At 48.2% G+C, this 19,462-nt stretch carries 17 protein-coding genes; 12 read left to right on the top strand and 5 right to left on the bottom strand.

Annotation, left to right across the window (positions count from 1 at the left end; translation table 11 throughout):
* A partial coding sequence (locus tag HMPREF9431_RS00670; RefSeq protein ID WP_004379109.1) for a transposase occupies nucleotides 1–273 on the bottom strand: 273 nt, incomplete at its 3' end.
* A gap of 44 nt (nucleotides 274–317) precedes the next feature.
* Between HMPREF9431_RS00670 and HMPREF9431_RS00665 the strand changes: the two genes are divergently transcribed.
* From HMPREF9431_RS00665 to ccsA, 3 genes are all read left to right on the top strand, one after another.
* Nucleotides 318–524 carry an ammonia-forming cytochrome c nitrite reductase subunit c552 gene (locus tag HMPREF9431_RS00665; RefSeq protein WP_404827952.1) on the top strand — a complete coding sequence of 69 codons (207 nt, stop codon included), beginning with the start codon at nucleotides 318–320 and terminating at the stop codon, nucleotides 522–524.
* 194 nt (nucleotides 525–718) lie between these two features.
* Nucleotides 719–1,690 carry a cytochrome c biogenesis protein ResB gene (locus HMPREF9431_RS00660; RefSeq protein ID WP_040560982.1) on the top strand — a complete coding sequence of 324 codons (972 nt, stop codon included), beginning with the start codon at nucleotides 719–721 and terminating at the stop codon, nucleotides 1,688–1,690.
* Nucleotides 1,687–2,505, top strand: coding sequence for a cytochrome c biogenesis protein CcsA (gene ccsA, locus HMPREF9431_RS00655; RefSeq protein ID WP_004379106.1), 819 nt, complete (start codon nucleotides 1,687–1,689; stop codon nucleotides 2,503–2,505). Before HMPREF9431_RS00660 ends, ccsA begins: the two co-directional genes overlap by 4 nt.
* Before the next feature lie 202 nt (nucleotides 2,506–2,707).
* Here ccsA and HMPREF9431_RS00650 read toward each other — a convergent pair whose 3' ends face one another.
* Nucleotides 2,708–3,811: a lactonase family protein gene (locus tag HMPREF9431_RS00650; protein WP_004379105.1), complete on the bottom strand. Its 1,104-nt coding sequence runs from the start codon at nucleotides 3,809–3,811 to the stop codon at nucleotides 2,708–2,710.
* Between the two features lie 183 nt (nucleotides 3,812–3,994).
* Between HMPREF9431_RS00650 and HMPREF9431_RS00645 the strand changes: the two genes are divergently transcribed.
* The 5 genes from HMPREF9431_RS00645 (at nucleotide 3,995) to HMPREF9431_RS00625 (ending at nucleotide 10,219) form a co-directional block, all read left to right on the top strand.
* Nucleotides 3,995–6,526, top strand: a complete 2,532-nt coding sequence (locus HMPREF9431_RS00645) for a hypothetical protein (RefSeq protein WP_040560608.1) — start codon at nucleotides 3,995–3,997, stop codon at nucleotides 6,524–6,526.
* Between the two features lie 16 nt (nucleotides 6,527–6,542).
* A complete protein-coding gene (locus HMPREF9431_RS00640) occupies nucleotides 6,543–7,382 on the top strand; it encodes a DUF5689 domain-containing protein (RefSeq protein ID WP_004379103.1) in 840 nt (279 codons plus the stop codon).
* A 29-nt stretch (nucleotides 7,383–7,411) separates the two neighbouring features.
* On the top strand, nucleotides 7,412–8,770 hold the full coding sequence (locus tag HMPREF9431_RS00635; RefSeq protein WP_004379102.1) for an OB-fold nucleic acid binding domain-containing protein: 1,359 nt from the start codon (nucleotides 7,412–7,414) through the stop codon (nucleotides 8,768–8,770).
* A 104-nt stretch (nucleotides 8,771–8,874) separates the two neighbouring features.
* Nucleotides 8,875–9,126, top strand: a complete 252-nt coding sequence (locus tag HMPREF9431_RS00630) for a type B 50S ribosomal protein L31 (protein ID WP_004379101.1) — start codon at nucleotides 8,875–8,877, stop codon at nucleotides 9,124–9,126.
* Nucleotides 9,127–9,229: 103 nt separating this feature from the next.
* Entirely contained in the window at nucleotides 9,230–10,219 is a 990-nt protein-coding gene (locus tag HMPREF9431_RS00625) for a DNA/RNA non-specific endonuclease (RefSeq protein WP_004379100.1), read from the top strand.
* Nucleotides 10,220–10,465: 246 nt separating this feature from the next.
* On the opposite strand, the gene HMPREF9431_RS00620 is transcribed toward HMPREF9431_RS00625, so the two are convergent.
* Both HMPREF9431_RS00620 and HMPREF9431_RS00615 read right to left on the bottom strand, forming a co-directional pair.
* Nucleotides 10,466–11,395: a hypothetical protein gene (locus HMPREF9431_RS00620; RefSeq protein WP_004379098.1), complete on the bottom strand. Its 930-nt coding sequence runs from the start codon at nucleotides 11,393–11,395 to the stop codon at nucleotides 10,466–10,468.
* Nucleotides 11,396–11,968: 573 nt separating this feature from the next.
* Nucleotides 11,969–12,496, bottom strand: coding sequence for a hepatitis A virus cellular receptor 1 (locus tag HMPREF9431_RS00615; protein ID WP_231287670.1), 528 nt, complete (start codon nucleotides 12,494–12,496; stop codon nucleotides 11,969–11,971).
* Between the two features lie 310 nt (nucleotides 12,497–12,806).
* On the opposite strand from HMPREF9431_RS00615, the gene HMPREF9431_RS00610 reads away from it, so the two are divergent.
* Together HMPREF9431_RS00610 and trxB are read left to right on the top strand one after the other, a co-directional pair.
* Nucleotides 12,807–13,361: a glutathione peroxidase gene (locus tag HMPREF9431_RS00610; protein ID WP_004379095.1), complete on the top strand. Its 555-nt coding sequence runs from the start codon at nucleotides 12,807–12,809 to the stop codon at nucleotides 13,359–13,361.
* A gap of 29 nt (nucleotides 13,362–13,390) precedes the next feature.
* Nucleotides 13,391–14,329 carry a thioredoxin-disulfide reductase gene (gene trxB, locus HMPREF9431_RS00605; RefSeq protein ID WP_004379093.1) on the top strand — a complete coding sequence of 313 codons (939 nt, stop codon included), beginning with the start codon at nucleotides 13,391–13,393 and terminating at the stop codon, nucleotides 14,327–14,329.
* Here trxB and HMPREF9431_RS00600 read toward each other — a convergent pair.
* Complete coding sequence (locus tag HMPREF9431_RS00600) at nucleotides 14,310–15,725, bottom strand: sodium:solute symporter (protein WP_004379091.1); 1,416 nt, start codon at nucleotides 15,723–15,725, stop codon at nucleotides 14,310–14,312. The two genes, trxB and HMPREF9431_RS00600, sit on opposite strands and share 20 nt — an antisense overlap.
* Before the next feature lie 396 nt (nucleotides 15,726–16,121).
* Here HMPREF9431_RS00600 and HMPREF9431_RS00595 point away from each other — a divergent pair, with 396 nt between their 5' ends.
* Entirely contained in the window at nucleotides 16,122–17,969 is a 1,848-nt protein-coding gene (locus HMPREF9431_RS00595; RefSeq protein WP_004379090.1) for a 2-oxoacid:acceptor oxidoreductase subunit alpha, read from the top strand.
* A gap of 9 nt (nucleotides 17,970–17,978) precedes the next feature.
* Nucleotides 17,979–18,983 carry a 2-oxoacid:ferredoxin oxidoreductase subunit beta gene (locus tag HMPREF9431_RS00590; RefSeq protein ID WP_004379089.1) on the top strand — a complete coding sequence of 335 codons (1,005 nt, stop codon included), beginning with the start codon at nucleotides 17,979–17,981 and terminating at the stop codon, nucleotides 18,981–18,983.
* The last annotated feature ends 479 nt before the right edge of the window (nucleotides 18,984–19,462 follow it).

Here is a 19,462-nt window from a genome sequence, read left to right as displayed (position 1 = left end):
CTCTTCACATTCGCTACGAATAATCCCTAAAAGTACGGGATAGAAATTGCCGCTACGGCTACGTGGTATGCGCAAGACGAACGTATAGCCCTTACAATACCAACGGCGAGGACGAAAGCCATTGCATTGCTCATTCTTATTCGCTTTGACGAATAATTCGCGCTCGTGGGCCATCAAAGAATTCATAATCAACGATTGAAGTGTGACAAAACCTTCACTGCTACTTGTGTAATTCGAAATAATTTCCGAAATTTGTCCTTGTGTAAGTTCCATATTCTTGTTGTTTTTTATTACTTAATGCAAAGATAAGAATTATGGTGAGCTTACACACTTTTTTAGACACTACCGGCTTCACGGGCAACATTCCGCTCCCCGACGTCTCGACCAAAGAGAAAGCACAGCGCTATATCGGTCTTGACATGCCTGCACTGAACAGCAAGAAAGAACGTTTCTTAAACACCATCGTTCCGCAATGGATTCAGAAAGCAAAGCAAAATAAACGCTTCATCACACAACCCATGTAAGGAGCGCATCACTTAAAACAGAATTGATAGCTACCTCTCTGCAGCCTTCGCCAAAAAAGCAGATCAATTTTGAGCATGGTAAGCAAGGGATGGCTATCAATTTTGCATGTCGAACTATCCTTTTACAAATAATCCTTTCAAGTAAAAATAATTCTATCTCGCACTTCTGCGAGCAAGAAAAGAACTATACCATCATGTGGAATAAACCATGGACCATTCGCGAGGGGCTTGCAATAGGTGGAGGACTCATCATCATCGGCCAGTTGCTGCAATGCTTCACAGGCGGCATCGACTGGCAACTTTTTGCCTTTCCCGCCAATCTCATCACCCTCGGTTTCTACTTATTAAGTCTCGGTGTGCTCTACATTTTTCGCAAAAGGCTCTACGTTGTGCAATACTTTTGTACGCCATCAGCCGCTGTAGCCGCCATTGGTTTCGCGTTAGTGCTCACCTTTATCATGGGCATCACTCGACAAGCGCCAGGCGTAAGCCCAACCATCGACCCCATCGGCCTCTCGTACATGCTCACCTATTGGCCGTTCGTGCTCGTCTATCTCTGGCTCAGTAGCATCATAGCCTTGACAACACTCCATCAAATCAGCACTTTCCGCAAGCGTAAGTTCCCCAGTCTAGTGTGCCACGTTGGACTGTTTATCGCGCTTGTGTGCGGCACATTAGGCTCGGCCGACCAACGCAACCTCAAGATGTACTGCCTTGCCGGACAACCCGAGTGGCGCGCATTCGACGACCAAGGTAATGTGGTTGAATTGCCCTTAGCCATTGAGTTGCAGCGCTTCATCCTCGAAGAATATCCCGCCGAACTGCAAAAGGTGGGCATCGGCAAGGGTAAAACCAAACTTATGAAGATGCCCTCGCCCAAGCGCTATGCCAGTGAAGTGCACATCTACACCAAGGAAGGCGAAACGTTGGCCACCACCATTGAGGTCAATAAGCCAGCACATCTCGCGGGTTGGAAAATCTATCAATACAGCTACGACGAGAGTATGGGTGCCGCCCACCGCGTGAGCATCTTCCAGCTTGTGGCCGACCCTTGGCTACCCTTCGTCTATCTTGGCATCGGACTGCTACTCCTTGGCGCCGTGCTACTCTTTTTTAGTTTAGGAAAAACAAAAGATATCACATCCTCAACACCAGAACAACCATGATTTGGGAATATTTCATCTATTTCGCTATCGCTGCGATCCTCTTTTGGAGCATCGGAGCCTATTGTGCTTGGAAACGCCAACAGCGTGGCGCCTACTTCTTTACCGCTATCGGCCTCACCATCTTCTTCGCCTATATCCTCCTCATGTGGCACACACTTGAGCGTCCGCCTATGCGCACTATGGGCGAAACCCGTCTGTGGTATTCATTCTTCCTCCCTCTGGCCGGTATCATTGTTTATGCGCGCAGCCGCTACCATTGGATATTGAGCTTCTCCACACTATTGAGCAGCGTCTTTATAGGTATCAACCTATTGAAACCCGAAATCCACACCAAAGCCATGATGCCCGCCCTGCAGAGTCCGTGGTTTGCCCCCCATGTCATCGTTTACATGTTTGCCTACGCCCTCTTTGGCGCCGCCACCCTCATGGCCTTATTTCTGTTGTGGAAGATGCGCGGCAGCGACTCCACGACTCATACTCCGGCAATTCCTATGGCAACCCCCATCACCCTCTCCAGCATCGACAACATGGTAGGCATGGGTTGGGCCTTCCTCACCATCGGTATGCTCTTCGGTGCACTATGGGCCAAAGACGCTTGGGGCGACTATTGGGCTTGGGATCCCAAGGAGACTTGGGCGGCCATCACCTGGTTAGCCTATTTGCTCTATATGCACCTGCGCCTCACATCACGTGCTAATCCACGTCTGTCGCTGCGCCTACTCCTCATCGCCTTCGTGTTGCTGCAAATATGTTGGTGGGGCATCAACTATCTGCCATCTGCGCAAGGCATGAGCATCCACACCTACAACAGTTAGCCCATCCTACCCTTGCAAACAGTGTCTCGCATAGTCGAAGCACGATGTGAAGATGAAATCGAGTGCAAACGAACGCACGAGCTACCCTGCTGTGCCTAAAAGATGGTGCTTCGTGCAGCCGATTCACCATCTGACGAAGGCAGATGATGTGGCACGTGATGAAATGATTCTACCTTAGTCTGCAGGGGTATGCTCACATGCGTTAATTCCGCGTTTTGAACCGGATGCATACTGGTTTGCGCAACCTAATGGTTTGCTTTATCGCGAGCAAGCCTGTTTCGGCATCACGTGCAAACACCTGGATGCAGTTACCGTCACGACAGGCACAAAGCAGATAGCGACCATTGGGCGTGAGAGCGAAGTTGCGTGGATGGAGCTCGGTGGATTGATAGCCCACCTTGCGGAGTTTACCCGTGCCGGCATCCACTTTGAAGATTGAGATGCCGTCGGCTTTCAAGCGATTGCTGGCATAAAGGTAACGACCATCGGGCGAGAGATGCAAGTCAGCACCGCCACATCCGCCCACACTGTCCGAGGCTATGGTTTGCAAACGCTCCAAGTGATACCCCTTCCATTTGAACACTGTCACGGCACCACCTAATTCGCTCATCACATAAACATAACGTCTATTGGGCGAGAAGGCCATGTGACGCGGCGCTTCACCCTGAGGAAGACGGCCGGCCACGCCCAAAGGCTTAAGCGATGCGGATGAGGTTGGTTTGAAACCCAACAACTGGTCGGCGCTGAAATCGGTAGCATAAACGTAGCCATTCGGCGCAAAGCGTGCGGCATGCACGTGAGCAGTGTTTTGCGGAGCGGCAGCATGGGCGTTGGCATGTCCTGCAAACCGGTAGCGACAGGCCCCAATCAGACCATTGCGTAGCACGGGAAACACGCTCATTGTGCCACCAGAATAATTGGCTGTGAGCACCATGCGCCCGTTGGTTTCCACAAAGCATGGATCTTCTCCGCCCGTGAGTTGACGATTGAGCAATCTCATCCGACCCGTGGTCTCATTCAGGCTCACGGTGCAAACAGCCGCATGGCTGTCGTTGGTCTCACTCACCACATATAAAAGGTGAGGACGATGCGCAAAGGTGAGATACGAAGGATTGGTCATAGACAGCGAGTCGAGTAGCATGGTCTCTCCTGTCTGCTGATTAAACATGAAACTATAAAGTCCTGTGCTGCCCGTGTCTGTATAGGTACCCACTACCATGGTGAGTCCATCGCCCGCCCACATCGACAGCGAAAAAGTAAATGCCGAGCATAGCAGCATTTGCATCCGTTTGCTAAAATTCATCATTGTTTGTCACTAATTAAGTTCATTTTACGTTGCAATATTCGCAATTATTTCTGAGAAAAGCAAACATTTTAGTTACCGTCTTACTTGCCATCCACAAAAAACCACTGCAACCCACGCCCCCATTCAAATTAATTTTATATATTTGCACAACAATAATTTATTCATTCAATTTACCATTTATCTATGCAAAAGAAGCTCCCACTAATGGTGCTCGCGGTGTGTTGTTCCACCCTCGCGTCGGCACAGAGCAACCAAACGCAGCAAACGGCAAAGTCGTTAGACGAAAATGCTTTTACCTTCACCGAGGCACAGTTGGGCGAAGACGACAACATGAGCCAAAACGTAACCATCCTCAATTCAACTACCAATGCCTACGCCAACGAAGTGGGCTTTCTATTCTCGCCCATGAGGTTTCGCTATCGTGCCTTTAACCAAAAGTACAACGAGATTTTCATTAATGGTGCGCCCGTAAATGATGTTGAACGCGGCCAGTTTGCTTTCTCTTCCATCGGCGGTCTGAACCAGCAAACGCGCAATGTCGACTTCTCACTTCCGTTCGAAGCCAACAATTATGGTATGACTGCCATGGCAGGTAGTAACAATTACAACTTCCGCAGCGGCAGCATGTCCACAGGACAGCGCATCAGCCTTGCCGGTGCCAACCGCAACTACACGCTGCGTGGCATGTACACCTATAACAGTGGCTTCAACGCTAAGGGCTGGGCTTTCAGTGCCGGTCTCACCTATCGTTGGGCTAATCGCGGCTATGTGGAAGGCACTTTCTACAATGCCCTTTCTTATTTCCTCGGTGTTCAGAAGCTCATAGGCAACCATAGTCTGAGCTTTGCTACATGGGGCAACCCCACAGAGCGTGGCGCACAGGGTGCAGCTACCGATGAGAGTTTTTGGATTGCCAACAACAACCAATACAACCCCTATTGGGGCTACCAAAATGGCAAACGCCGTAACTCGCGCGTGGTGAACGACTTTGCGCCAACTGCGCTACTCACATGGGATTGGAACATCAACAATGCCTCGAAGCTCACCACCACGCTGCTCGGGAAATATAGCCTTTACAAGAGCACCAAGCTCAATTATAACAACGCCGACAACCCACAACCCGACTACTACAAGCTGCTGCCCAGTAATTTCTATGATGTGTGGGGCAAGAATAGCCACGCACAAACCGCACAGAACTTGGCCGACTGGAAGCTGGCTTACGAGTGGTTGTCAAGCGACAAAGCTCACCGCCAAATCAACTGGGATCAGCTCTATGCTGCCAATCGCAACGCCAACCAGCAAGGCGGCGATGCCATGTACTATGTGCAAGCACGCTACAACAATAATCTTTATTTCACGTTGGCTTCAACCCTAACAAAGCACTTCACCGCCAAAAGTACGCTAAACATCGGCGTCACAGCTGCTGCCAACAAGGGGTTCCACTATCAAACGATGGACGATTTGCTTGGTGCCAACAGTTTCCACAATATCAATAACTACGCCATCGGCACCTATGCAGCCAACTCGTCGGCCGTACAATACGACTTAAATCGCATGAACGCACAGGTGAAAGAGGGCGACCGCTTCGGCTATGACTACACCATCAATGTCGTTCGTGGCAACGCATGGGCCAGCTATACCGAAACTTTCCGCAACATTCACTATAGCGTGGCTGGGAAAATAGGCTACGATGGCATGAACCGCGACGGTAAAATGCGCAACGGTTTGTTTGCCAACAATTCGTTTGGTAAGAGCAAAACGGCTAATTTCCTCAGCGGTGGTGGTAAGACAGCTGCATCGATTGACCTGAGTCATGGCCATGTGTTCTCGTTGGGATTGGGCTTAGAAAGCAAGGCCCCCACCGCCTATGTGGCCTTCCAAGCGGCCGAAATGAACAACGATTTCGTGCGCGATTTGAAGAACGAACTCATCTTCAGCAGTGAGGCTTCCTATCAATACAGCACCTCGTGGTTGCATGCTAATCTCAATGCTTATTATAGCTACGTGGGCCATGCCACAGAATGGACGTGCTTTTATTTCGACGATATCAATTCGTTCTCCTACAATGCTCTCAGCAATCTAAAGAAAGCTTATTATGGTGTGGAACTCGGTTTGCGCTTCAAACTCACATCCTACCTCGACCTAAAAGCTATCGGAACGCTCAGCGAAGCGAAAAACATGAGCAACGCTCACGTGCGCTACCTCAACTCTACGCAAGGGGTTTACAATGACGATGAAGCATTGGTGAAGGACATGCGTGAGAGTGGAACACCTCTTACTGCAGCCAACTTGGGACTTAGTTTCCATCAAGGTGGCTGGTTTATCGACCTCAACGGCAACTACTACGACCGCATCTATTTGGGCTACTCACCCTACTATCGCTATGCGTCGGCACTCCAAAAGATGGGTTCCATCGATAGCAACGGCAACTATATCGTTTCACCACAGGATAAAGGCCATGGTGGGTTTATGCTCGATGCCAGCATTGGCAAGAGCATTCGCCTGAAAAAAGGTTCGCTCTCCATCAACCTCATGGTGACCAACCTGCTCAACAACCAAAAGATTGTAACGGGCGGTTACGAACAGAGCCGCAGTGACTATTCCATTAAAAACGATGGAAGCACCAGCAGCCGCACCTACAGTTTCTCACGCAATCCGAAGAAATACTATGCCTATGGTATGAACGGCATGTTGCAAGTAGCTTATAAATTCTAATTCAAACAACCCGAATATGAAGCATTTAAAATATATCCTTTTGGCATGCGCTGGTCTACTGATGACCAGTTGCATGAATGGTGATTGGGATTCTGTTGACACTCACTACACACGTGGTAACAGTGCTATCACCGAAACTCATGTCATCTCCATTGCACAGCTCAAGAGCAATTACGCAACACAGTTGGCACAACCCTATGGCATGGCCGAGATTACCGATGACATTCAGATCAAAGGCTACGTCACAGCCAACGATAATGGCGGTAATGTGTTCAGCCAAATCGGTCTGCAAGACGCTACCGACGCCATCATCATTGCCATCGGCGACAACGGTATCTATGGCTATCTGCCCGTGGGTACCGAGATTTTAGTGAACCTCAAAGGTTTGTACATCGGCAACTATGGCTATCAGACACAGATTGGAACACCCTATACCAACAACAATGGATTAGAGTCGGTGAGCCGCATGTCGAAAATTCGTTGGTATCAGCATTTCAACTACACCAACAACACCGTTGCAGTCACACCCTCGGAGTTTGATAAAACCAAGCTCACTGATGCAAACTATCTCGCCAAAAACGCCGGAAGACTGATGACTATCAAGAATGTGGCTTTCCAACAAGCCGGTACAAAAGACTATGCCAACCGTGCCGATGTAGTCAACAACAACGCCTGTGAGCGCGCTTTGGTGGGCCTCAACGAAAATAATATTGTTGTACGCACCAGCATCTATGCCGACTTTGCGGCTGACAAACTGCCCACCGGCAATGTAAACATCACAGGACTCTTCACACGTTATAACAACAAATGGCAGATTGTCATTCGCCAAGCCAGCGATGTCGAAGCTGCCCACTAAGAAAGATATACAATTTAAATACAAACAAAATGAAAAAGATTATCAACGCATTATTTCTTTTGGCCATAGGCGTTATGACATTCAGCAGTTGCAGCGATGTGCCCGCCCCCTATGACACGCCCAACCAAAACGGCAACAATCCAACAAAGCCCGTGACAGCCGAGCCTGCTGGTAGTGGAACCGAAAGCGATCCCTACAATGTGGCAGCTGCCATCAAACTGTTGAAGGCACAACCGGCCGACCAAAAGACGGCACCAATGTATGTAAAAGGTGTGATTGTCGAAATCAAGAAGGTTGATACGGGCTCCTATGGTAACGCCGATTACTACATCATTGACAAGGACTATCCTAACCACAAGCTCAAAATCTTCCAGAGCAAGTTTCTTGCCAATGCGAAGTTTACAGCAGCCAATCAAATTAAGGTAGGTGATGTAGTCGTTATTTATGGTCCATTTGTTAACTATCAAGGCAACACACCCGAGACGGTTGGCAAAGGTGCTACTTATATTTACAAGCTCAATGAACAAAGTGGTGGAACGGTTACGCCGCCAACACCCAGTACACCCGCAAACACCGAGGCTACAGCTTACACGGTTACAAAAGCCATTAACTTGATTACCAATAATCAAGCGCCCAAGGCCGAGGTCTATGTAAAAGGTATCATTAGCAAGGCTCCTACCTACAACGCTACCTACAAGAGCCTCACCTACTACATCTCTGACGATGGAACAACCACCAACGAGCTGCAAATCTTCTCGGGTAAGAGTTTCAATGGTGCCGACTTCACTGCTGCCAATGAATTGCAAGTGGGACAAACAGTTGTCGTGCTCGGCGTAATCAAAGCCTACACCAACAATACAACCCACGTAACCATCAACGAAATGGATAAGAACAACAAACTTATTTCGGTGAATGGCGGCACACAACTCATTCCTGGTACAACACCTCCCCCAACACCTCCTACTCCATCAACGGGAACAGAGGTTACAGCAGCAAGCTTTGGCGTAGCCAATAACAAAGAGTTTGGCACACAAACAATGTCCGATGGTACCACCGTTACCACAGCAAAAGGCTCAGGCAACAACGTTCCTAAGTTTTATAGTGTTGGTGGCGGAACCATTCGCATGTATCCTGGCAACACCATTTCTTTCAATGCTGGCAGCAAGCAAATTGCTTCTATCACACTTTTCTGCGATGAATATAAAGGCGACAAATACACTGCCAGTGGCAATCTCGGAACAACATCCGGAACCGTTGCACTCAACGGTCTCAAATATACCATCAACGGTATCAATGCTGCTACTGTAACATTCACTAATAACGCCACAGGCTCAGGTGCTCCATCGCAACTTCGTATTAAGAAGTTTGTCATCACCTACGCCAACTAAGCATTTAAAAACGTTTTAAATAAATTTGGCAGGCTGCAAAGATTTCATTAACTTTGCAGCCTGTTAGCGTAGTAACAATTTTATAAATTATAATCATCAACGAAATGAAAAAAGGTATTCACCCAGAAAACTATCGCCCCGTCGTATTCAAAGATATGTCCAACGGCGATATGTTCCTTACAAAATCTACAGCAAGAACCAATGATACTGTAGAATTTGAAGGCGAGACTTACCCCGTGGTAAAGATTGAAATCTCAAGCACTTCTCACCCCTTCTACACCGGTAAGAGCAAGCTTGTTGACTCAGCTGGTCGCGTTGACCGCTTCATGAACCGTTACGGTAAGTTGAAAAAGTAAATATATCTTTTGCAAAGAATATATTCCATTTAAAATGTGTTCAAACGTAGTTGCATATACGTTTGAGCACATTTTTTTATTTTCAACACGCAAAAAACAAACAATGAAACACAAATCACTCATCTTTACCATCGGCTCGGTCATGCTTGCCTTGTTAGCATGCGGCGGTACTGACCATCCCGATCTCGTTTCTCAGCAGCCAAAGCGTTCAACCAACAACAATCAAAACACGCCATCCATCGGCATGCCCATAGACATTACGCGATTAGAATTTCCAAAACTCCATGGCAAAGGCAGTTCGGTTTACGTCTATCGCGCACCCGACCCCACCAACGCCGCCCATCAAATCATGAACTATGCCTTGGAATGGGATCACACCAAACGCGCACAGCGTTGGAGTTGCTGGATGAGTACCGCGCCAACCAGAGTGAAAAACTGGAGCCGCGCCCAGTGGAAAGCCGACAAAAAATGGCATGGAGACCCCTTCCAATGGGCACCCGAAATCCCCAATGGCGAACAGCCGCCCGTGAAAAATGAATTCAGCCAAAGCCTATTTCCCGATGGCTCCAAAGGCTATGACCGTGGACACATCTGCGCTTCCGAAGATCGCATCTACTCAAAAGAGGCCAATGAGCAAACTTTCTACATGGCCAACATGCAGCCTCAAGTACACAGTTTCAATGCCGGCATTTGGAAGCAGATGGAAGATTGCCTGCGCAGCCATCTACAATCAAGCGACACCTTATATATATGTAAGGGCGGAACCATCGATCAGGCCAACCAAATTTTGAGTTATACGCGCAGCAAGTTCATCGTGCCCAAATATTTTTTCATGGCTGTGCTGCTCAAAAACGCGTCGGGCTACCATGCTTTCGGTTTCTTCATTGAGCACCGTAACCTCACCATGAAGCAAATGAAAGAGCAGGGCATCAGCACCCGATTAGCCGACTATGTGGTGAACATCGCCGAACTGCAACGCCTCACCGGCATAGACTTCTTTTGCAACCTGCCCGATAACCTTGAGAACGAAGTAGAAAATAAACCTCTGCAAGCCGTAAAGTCTGAGTTTAGAGATTGGGGCATTAATCAATAACCTCGCATTCCATCATATGCTTTATCAGTTCCGTTGGTCAACGATGACACCGTGCAAGGACGAGAACGAATATGAAAAAGTCTTACTGGACAGCAATCGATTTATCTAATTGGGAGCTTGAATTTAAAAAAGAATGCGGAATTACCTATATAAAGGTAATTCCGCAAGGATTTATATACTATTTTAAGTTTTACCGAACAGCAATGATTGTTTTTACTCTTTTATTTTTGATAGAAGAATGAATTCTCATTTATCGTTTTCTTGTATTTCATCTTCATAATACTGTGAATAAAATTTTAGGTTCTCATACCCATAATAATTCTTCTTTTTGAATCTATTGAGCAATTCTGGATTCTTTGAATACGTATTACTTATGATACCGATAACACCAGGGGTTTGCTCCTTTTTTAATTCTTTCTTTGATATAAGTTCTAAGATATAGGCCACATCTTCGTCCAGATTACCCTCGTATTTTGTTTTATAGGGTTCAGTTAGAATCTTTTCAAGGAAAGGTATAAACATCGTTTGACAGTTATCTGCCTCTGTACAGTATTGTCTGAATATATTTCTTCTTAGCTTCCATTTTCCGTTTATCCCAATTCTCCCAAAGAATATAGAAAACCAAGCATCATTATCCTCATCGGCTTGCATCTTTTTAAAGATAAAGGCTTTAAGATTATCATCCCAATATCCAAAATCTTGTACCAATTCATATATGTGGTATAAATCTTTTTGTATATATGCAAAATCTGATTTCTTCCCATAGAATAGGTAATTATTGAAAGCCAATAGATATAATTTATCATCATATACCTCTGAATGAATATTCAAATCGACAAATCTATCTTTCCGATATATGATAAGGCTATTTGACTCGTCATCCATTAAAGGATTTAATTCCACTTCAATGATATCACTTGTCGTTTCTTTAATATCATATCCAAATACTTTTTTTATTTTAGACTGGAAATCTTGCGTACTCGGAAATTTAAAGCCACTTTTAGTCAAAAATAACGTTCTCTCATTTTCTATATTTTTCATATTATCTGCCACTTTCTTTGTCGCTATATTTTCATTGGATATTCGACCCTTTCGCTGAATTCTCATACATCCATAGCTGCAGCTAAACATTATGCATTCAAGAAAAATCATTGCTATTCTATGATTCCAAACCATAATTTCCCTTTTTTAATAACACTTCTTTCTAATAATACTAAAATAACATCTTTTAAAAGCCCTCAAGACCTGGGATATTCTCAATTACTTGAGTAACCATTTTGTTTGTCTTTTGACTTTTTCTATTCCCATAGTTTGTAGTATAGGTTGTTAAGCATCCGACAAATCCTACTGATCACCCACCATGAATAGCAATCCCCTCTCTCTTGATTCGCCTGGCCCGTTGATGTAACACTTTTCCCTCCCTTTTGTATCGATAAGGTATAAATCGTAGCTCTGTGCTTTTAAACCTTTATTTATATTTTACAAATATTACTCGTAATATTGTGCTTGCCAGGTGACTCTTTGCCGTTTAAAATTCTTTTACGCCACAATTCTATCCCAATTCATTTGACTATTTACCATTGTTTATTTCTTTCTTAGCAACAAATTTAGCTGTTTTTTAACAAACAAAAGAACTTCGTTCAAAAAAATGCAACACATTACACGACAAAATGACCTAAATCACTAACAAAAGCAGCCCACTTTTTGCGAGAAAGTGGGCTGCTTTGCTGCTAACAACTTTATATAGGCCTATTGGATATATTTGCGTTGCACAGGCACTACGCCCTCAGCATTGCGGCTCTTGGCATAACCATAATAGCGGTTGTAGCCATAATCATAGTCATCCCAGTTGGGTGACGAGGTGTGATAGAGCCTTATGCGCACCCGATTACCACCCGATGTCGAGGCATAGCCCGTGAGCCAATCGTCGGTGACCACGTTGCTATTTTCTTCGATGAAATGAATGTAGATGGTTTGATTTTCCACGTGCCAACGAATGTGATTGGCGGTGTAGCGGCGACCATAACCTCGACCATAATAGTCCACCCAATAGCCCGTTCCCGAGGTGTAGCCATTGGTAAACTCAACTTCTGAGCGCGTGATGCGATAGATTTGCCCGCCATAGTCCACCTCAGAGAACACCGTTCCCTCCCAGGTTCCACTCAAATAAGACGCCACCACGGCATCGTCGTCGCACGAAGCAAAAAGCAATGCGCTGCACAAAAGAGCGGCAAAGCTCCAAATCGATAGCTGTTTCATATATATTATTCGTTTCATATTCATTCTTCTTCTACTTAAAAACATCGCAAAGATAAGAAATATCGCGCGAGCTACGCCATGATGTTTCTATATTTTAAATAGGGATTTCCCTTTCAAACGAGCAAAACAGTACCAAGAATCAACAACCGGCAGCGGAAAAATGGGGTTGCATGCCGGCAACCGACAACTCTAAAATTGCGTTAACATGTGGCATACTCCTGCGCTTGTCGAAATAAAAATCACTACCTTTGCACGCAAGCTGGCATCATCTTTGCCACATGGCTTTCAACAAGCATTCATCATTTAACAGCATTTATCAAAGAAGAAAATGAAAACCGTTTACGATTATTTCGTTAAAGACAGAAAAGGAGCGCCCGTAGCGTTAAAAGAATATGCCAACGAAGTGTTGCTCATTGTGAACACGGCTACGCAATGTGGTTTCACACCGCAATACGAAGCGTTGGAGAAACTCTATGAAACCTACCACAGTCGGGGGTTTGAAGTGTTGGATTTCCCTTGCAATCAGTTTGGTCAACAGGCACCCGGCACCGACGAAAGCATTCACCAGTTTTGCAAGCTCAATTACAACACCGAGTTTCCACGCTTCAAAAAGGTGAAGGTGAATGGCGACGAGGCCGACCCATTGTTCGTGTTTTTGAAAGAGCAAAAGGGCTTTGCCGGCTGGGATGAGAGCCATCCGCTCTACCCCATTTTAGACAAGATGTTGAGCGAAGCCGACCCCGATTACAAAGCAAAGAGCGACATTAAATGGAATTTTACCAAGTTTTTAATCAACAAAAAAGGGCAAGTGGTGGCACGTTTCGAACCCACTGAAAGCATGGACCACATTGCGCAAGAGATTGAAAAACTTTTAGACGCATAACGAATTATTTTTAGAAAGGAGAAAACAATATGGAGTATGTAAAATGTTTAATCATTGGTAGTGGTCCGGCGGGCTATACCGCAGCACTTTATGCCAGCAGGGCTAACCTTAATCCCGTGCTTTATGCGGGCTTGCAAACGGGTGGACAGCTCACTCAAACCACCATCGTCGACAACTTTCCGGGCTATCCCAATGGCGTGGACGGCAACCAGATGATGATGGATTTGCGCGAACAAGCCGCCCGATTTGGTGCCGATTTGCGCGATGGCGAGATTACCAAGGTTGACTTTAGCCGCAAACCCTACACCGTGACTACCGATCATGGCGAAACGATTGAGGCCGAAAGTGTGATTATTGCGACGGGTGCCACAGCCAAATATTTAGGCTTGCCCGACGAGAAGAAGTATGCCGGACAAGGTGTTAGCGCCTGCGCCACCTGCGATGGGTTCTTCTATCGCAAGAAAGTGGTGGCTGTTGTGGGCGGTGGCGACACGGCTTGCGAGGAGGCTCACTACTTGGCTGGCCTTTGCAAAAAGGTGTATATGATTGTGCGCAAGCCCTATCTTCGCGCGTCGGCAGCCATGCAAAAGCGTGTGGAAGAGGCCGAGAACATCGAAATCCTCTACGAAACAAACACGTTAGGGCTTTATGGTGAGAACGGTGTGGAAGGTGCACACGTGGTTTATCGCAAAGGCGAAAGCGACGAACGGACATACGATTTGCCTATCGACGGCTTTTTCTTAGCCATTGGGCACACGCCACAGTCGGCGCTGTTTAAGGATTTCATAACGCTCGATGAGCAAGGTTTCATTTGCCTGAAGGGACAAAATCAGGCCACCAACGTGCCGGGCGTGTTTGCTGCAGGCGACGTTTGTGACCCTCATTATCAGCAAGCTATCATCGCCGCTGGCACAGGAGCGAAAGCCGCTTTAGATGCGCAGGCCTATCTTAGCGAACTCGGAAAATAAACAATCCGCCGAAGGTTAATGCGCCATTGAGCATCAACCGTTCGTAGCCCATTTCGTATCCGGTTGTTTGTTGCGTCAGAAGACTCACTGCCCAACAGATGACCGGACTTATTATGCACACCCATGGCACCCACCGGCCGCGCACCCGATAGCGCGTAAAGAAGGCAAAGGCAAAGAGACCCAGCAGCGGTCCGTAGGTGTAGGAGCAGAGGGTGTAGATGGCATCGATGACACTTGTAGTGTTGACCGCATTGAAAATTAAAATCATGGCTGCAAAAGCCACAGCCATGAGCGCATGGGTGCGACGTCGAAGTCGCTCATCGTGGGGACGCTCGGCAATGTCGACACACCACGTTGTCGTCAACGCCGTGAGCGCACTGTCGGCACTCGAGAAGCTGGCGGCCACGATGCCGATGGTGAAAAACACCACGACGGCCGTGCCCAAGCGGCCCGATGCTGCAAAAAGAGGCAGCAAATCGTCGGTCAATGCCGGCAGCGGCGAGCCCTGCTGTGCGGCCAACTGCATGAGCAACACGCCGAGAGCCAAGAACAACAAGTTGGCCGGGAAGAAGGCCAATCCATAGCTGCATATATCCTTTTGAGCCTCGCGCAGCCCCTTGCACGTGAGGTTTTTCTGCATCATGTCTTGATCCAGCCCCGTCATCACCACCACCACGAAGATGCCACTGAGGAACTGTTTCCAGAAATTCTGCCGACTCATGAAATCATCCCACACAAAGATGCGGCTGTGTTCGTCGGCCACGATGGCGCGTAGGCTGTCGGAGAGCGAATAATGGAGCGCGCTGTTCACCTGCCAAATGATGAGTAGCAAGGCGGCAAACATGCAAAAGGTTTGAAACGTGTCGGTGAAAACGAGCGTCTTAATGCCGCCACGCCGCGTGTAGAGCCAGATGAGCCCCATCATCAGCACCACGGTGAGGGCAAACGGAATGTGCAACGCGTCGAGCACAAACCGCTGCAGCACCATGCAGATGACGCCGAATTTGACGGCCGAACCCAAGATTTTCGACAGCAAAAAGAAACCTGCGCCCGTCTTATAGGCCTGTTGCCCCAAGCGCGTTTGCAGATAACTATAGATGGTGGTGAGGTTGAGCCGATAGTAAACCGGCAGCAACACAAAGGCCACCACCACATAGCCCACGGCAAAGCCCAAGCACATTTGCAGATAGGTGAACTGCGTGGTGACAGCCATGCCGGGTACGCTGATAAACGTGACACCCGAAATGGAGGCGCCCACCATGCCAAAGGCCACCAAAGGCCACGGCGATTGCCGGTTGCCCCGATAAAAAGTGTCGTTGGAGGAATGGCGTGTGGTGAGCCGACTCAAAACCAAGAGCGCGCCAAAATAAACGAGAAGTGTGATTAAAATTGTCATCGTGGCTGCAAAATTAATAAAAAACAAGGGGACAAACGACGGTTTCTGCTGCTCGAATGCACGATTTTAATTAAAAAAAGGTGCGTTCTTCCTCCTGTTTGCAGCATCGAGAATTTCTCTTTCCATTGTTCTCAAGGGTCGTTTCAACGAAAAATAAAAATTCCCGTGCGGCGAGGATTGAGGGACAATTTTTTCCATTGTCGCAAGGATGTATCAGCTGAGAATAGGAGTTTTTGCCTCTAAAATATCTTTCGCAACGGGCGTAAATGATACATTTTCATGGCATCATTCCTCCTGAAACGCCATTTTTCCACCCCGCAAACAAAATAATATGCCTATCGTTTGCCCGTCTCATAAAAATCTTCTACTTTTGAAGTGTTTCTAACCTAAAGGTCTATGAAAGGAATTCAAGTAAAAGAGTTGCATCAGGTCGCCGTTCGATTTTCGGGCGATTCGGGCGACGGAATGCAATTGGCCGGCACCATTTTTTCGATGATTTCGGCCGAAGTAGGCAACGGCATCTCCACGCTGCAGGACTATCCTGCCGACATTCGCGCGCCGCAAGGCTCGCTGTCGGGCGTGAGCGGATACCAAGTGAAAATCGGTGAAGACGAGGTGCTCACGCCGGGCGACCTCTGCGATGTGCTCGTGGCGATGAATGCCGCCGCGCTGAAAACACAAATTCAGCATGCAGCGCCCTCGGCTACCATCATCATCGACAGCAACAACTTCAAAGAAGAGGATCTGCGCAAGGCCGAATTTCAAACCAACGACTATCTGGGAGAGCTTGGCATCGATGGCGATCGCGTGGTGGCGTGCCCCATCACGTCGATGGTGAAGGCCTGTTTGCGCGACACCGAGCTCGACAACAAAGCCGTGTTGAAATGCCGCAACATGTTTGCTTTGGGCATCGTTTGCTGGCTCTTCAACCGCAGCCAGTCGCTGGTGGAGAGCTATCTGCGCAAAAAGTTTAAAGCCAAGCCCGATGTGGCCGAAAACAACATCCGCGTGCTGCATGCCGGCTATGATTATGGCTACAACACTCATGCTTCGGTTCCGGCCACCTACCGCATCGAGTCGATTCACAAACGACCAGGTCGCTACATGGACATCACGGGCAACAAAGCCATTGCCTACGGGCTCATGGCCGCCGCCGAGCGCGCGGGACTGCGCCTGTTTCTCGGCAGTTACCCCATCACACCGGCCACCGACATTCTCAACGAGCTGGCGAAACACAAAGCCATGGGCGTTGTCACCATGCAATGCGAAGACGAGTTGGCCGCTTGCTGCACCGCTATCGGCGCCTCGTTTGCGGGTGCGTTGGGCGTCACCTCCACGTCGGGGCCAGGCATTTGTTTGAAATCCGAAGCCATGAACTTGGCCGTGATGGACGAGCAGCCCTTGGTGATTGTCGACGTGATGCGCGGCGGCCCGTCGACAGGCTTGCCCACCAAAACCGAGCAAACCGATTTGCTGCAGGTGCTCTTCGGCCGCAACGGCGAAAGTCCTATGCCCGTGATAGCACCCACATCGCCCACCGACTGTTTCCAAGCGGCATTCGATGCGTGCAAGATGGCCGTGGAATACATGACGCCCGTGGTGGTGCTGAGCGATGCTTATATCGCCAACGGTTCGGGCGCATGGCGCTTGAAATCGCTCAACGACTTGCCCACCATCACGCCACCCATGGCCACTGCAGCGCTGCGCGACACCTTTTCGCCTTACAAACGCAACGAGAAAACGCTGGCACGCTATTGGGCCACGCCGGGCATGTCGGGCTTTGAGCATGTGATAGGCGGATTGGAGAAGGACTGTAGCACGGGCGTTATCTCCAACAATCCCGAAAACCACGACCGCATGACGCGGCTGCGTGCCGGCAAAGTGGCGGGCATTGATGTGCCCGACGTGCCCGTTTTCGGCGATAAAGACGATGCCGAGCTGCTCATTGTGGGTTTCGGCGGTACCTTCGGCCATCTCTATACGGCGATGGAAGCGCTGCGCAGCAAAGGCGAGAAGGTGGCATTAGCCCATTTCAAATTCATCAATCCGCTACCACAAAATGCGGCGCGCGTGCTCCTCGGCTATCCCAAAGTGGTGGTTGCCGAACAGAATTTAGGTCAGTTCGCAGCTTATCTGCGCATGAAAATCGATGGCTTTGCGCCACGCCAATACAACGAAGTCACGGGGCAGCCCTTGAAAGTGAGCAAACTCACGAAAGCGTTTTCAAACATCATTCACCAATAACGCATCACAATGGAATACACCATCAACGATTATAAAAAGGGCAAACCACGCTGGTGCCCGGGTTGCGGCGACCATTTTTTCCTCAATTCGCTGCACAAAGCCATGGTCGAATTAGGCATTCCGCCCCACGAAACGGCCGTCATTTCGGGCATCGGCTGTAGCGGCCGCCTATCCTATTATGTCAACACCTATGGCATGCAAACCATTCATGGGCGTGCAGCAGCCATTGCCAGCGGCGTGAAAGTGGCTCGCCCACAGCTCACCGTGTGGCAAATTTCGGGCGACGGCGACGGTTTAGCCATTGGCGGCAACCATTTTATCCACGCCATTCGCCGCAACATCGACCTCAACATCATCTTGCTCAACAACCGCATCTACGGCCTCACCAAAGGACAATATTCGCCCACCTCGCCGCGCGGTTTCGTGTCAAAGTCGAGTCCTTATGGCACCGTTGAAGACCCCTTCTGCCCCGCCGAACTCTGTTTTGGTGCGCGCGGACAATTCTTTGGTCGTGCGGTGGCCAATGATAGCGCCCACACGGTGGCACTTCTAAAAGCCGCACAGCAACATAAAGGAGCAGCCGTCTGCGAGATTTTGCAAAACTGCATGATTTTCAACAACGGTTGCTATGCACCCATCTACACCCGCGAAGGGCGTGAAATGCACGCCATCTATTTGGAACACGGCCAGCCTATGCTGTTCGGCGCGAACAAAGAATGGGGCCTCATGCAAGAGGGATTTGGCCTGAAGGTGGTAAAAGTAGGCGAAGACGGCGTAAAAATGAGCGACATCCTTGTGCACGATGCCCATTGCACCGATAACACACTGCAAATGAAATTAGCCATGATGCGCAACGAAGACGGCTTTCCTGTGGCCTTGGGCGTTATCCGCGATGTACCCGCCCCCACCTACAACGATTGCATCTACGAGCAGTTGGCCGAGCAAAAAACGAAGCAAAGCTACCACAACTTTGCCGAACTGTTAGAAACCAACGACACGTGGACGGTGGAATAAACCACGAAAAGGCGAGATAACAGCCTTCGGACTTGAAAAAAAGCGTTGGAGCATTCATCTATAAAACTAACAAACACGTTAGTGAGCAGCTCGCTAATCCGTTTTCGTTTAAAAACACGTTAGTGAGCGGCTCGCTAATCCGTTTTCGTTTAAAAACACGTTAGTGAGCGGCTCGCTAATCCGTTTTCGTTTAAAAACATGTTAGTGAGCGGCTCGCTAATCCTTTTTCATTTAAAAACATGTTAGTGAGCGGCTCGCTAATCCTTTTTCGTTTAAAAACATGTTAGTGAGCGGCTCGCTAATCCTTTTTCGTTTAAAAACATGTTAGTGAGCGGCTCGCTAATCCTTTTTCATTTAAAAACACGTTAGTGAGCGGGGGATTTTCTGTCTCCAACCGGGAAACCAACGAACTCCACAACATAGCCAACCGAAAATAAGGCGGAGTAGGCGCATTTCAAACCTCATGGGGTTTGATTTCT

This window comes from Segatella oulorum F0390 (genome assembly GCF_000224615.1).
Classification (GTDB): Bacteria; Bacteroidota; Bacteroidia; order Bacteroidales; family Bacteroidaceae; genus Prevotella; species Prevotella oulorum.
The sequence above is the reverse complement of the archived record's forward strand: the minus strand, read 5'-3'. Positions and strand labels throughout refer to the sequence as shown.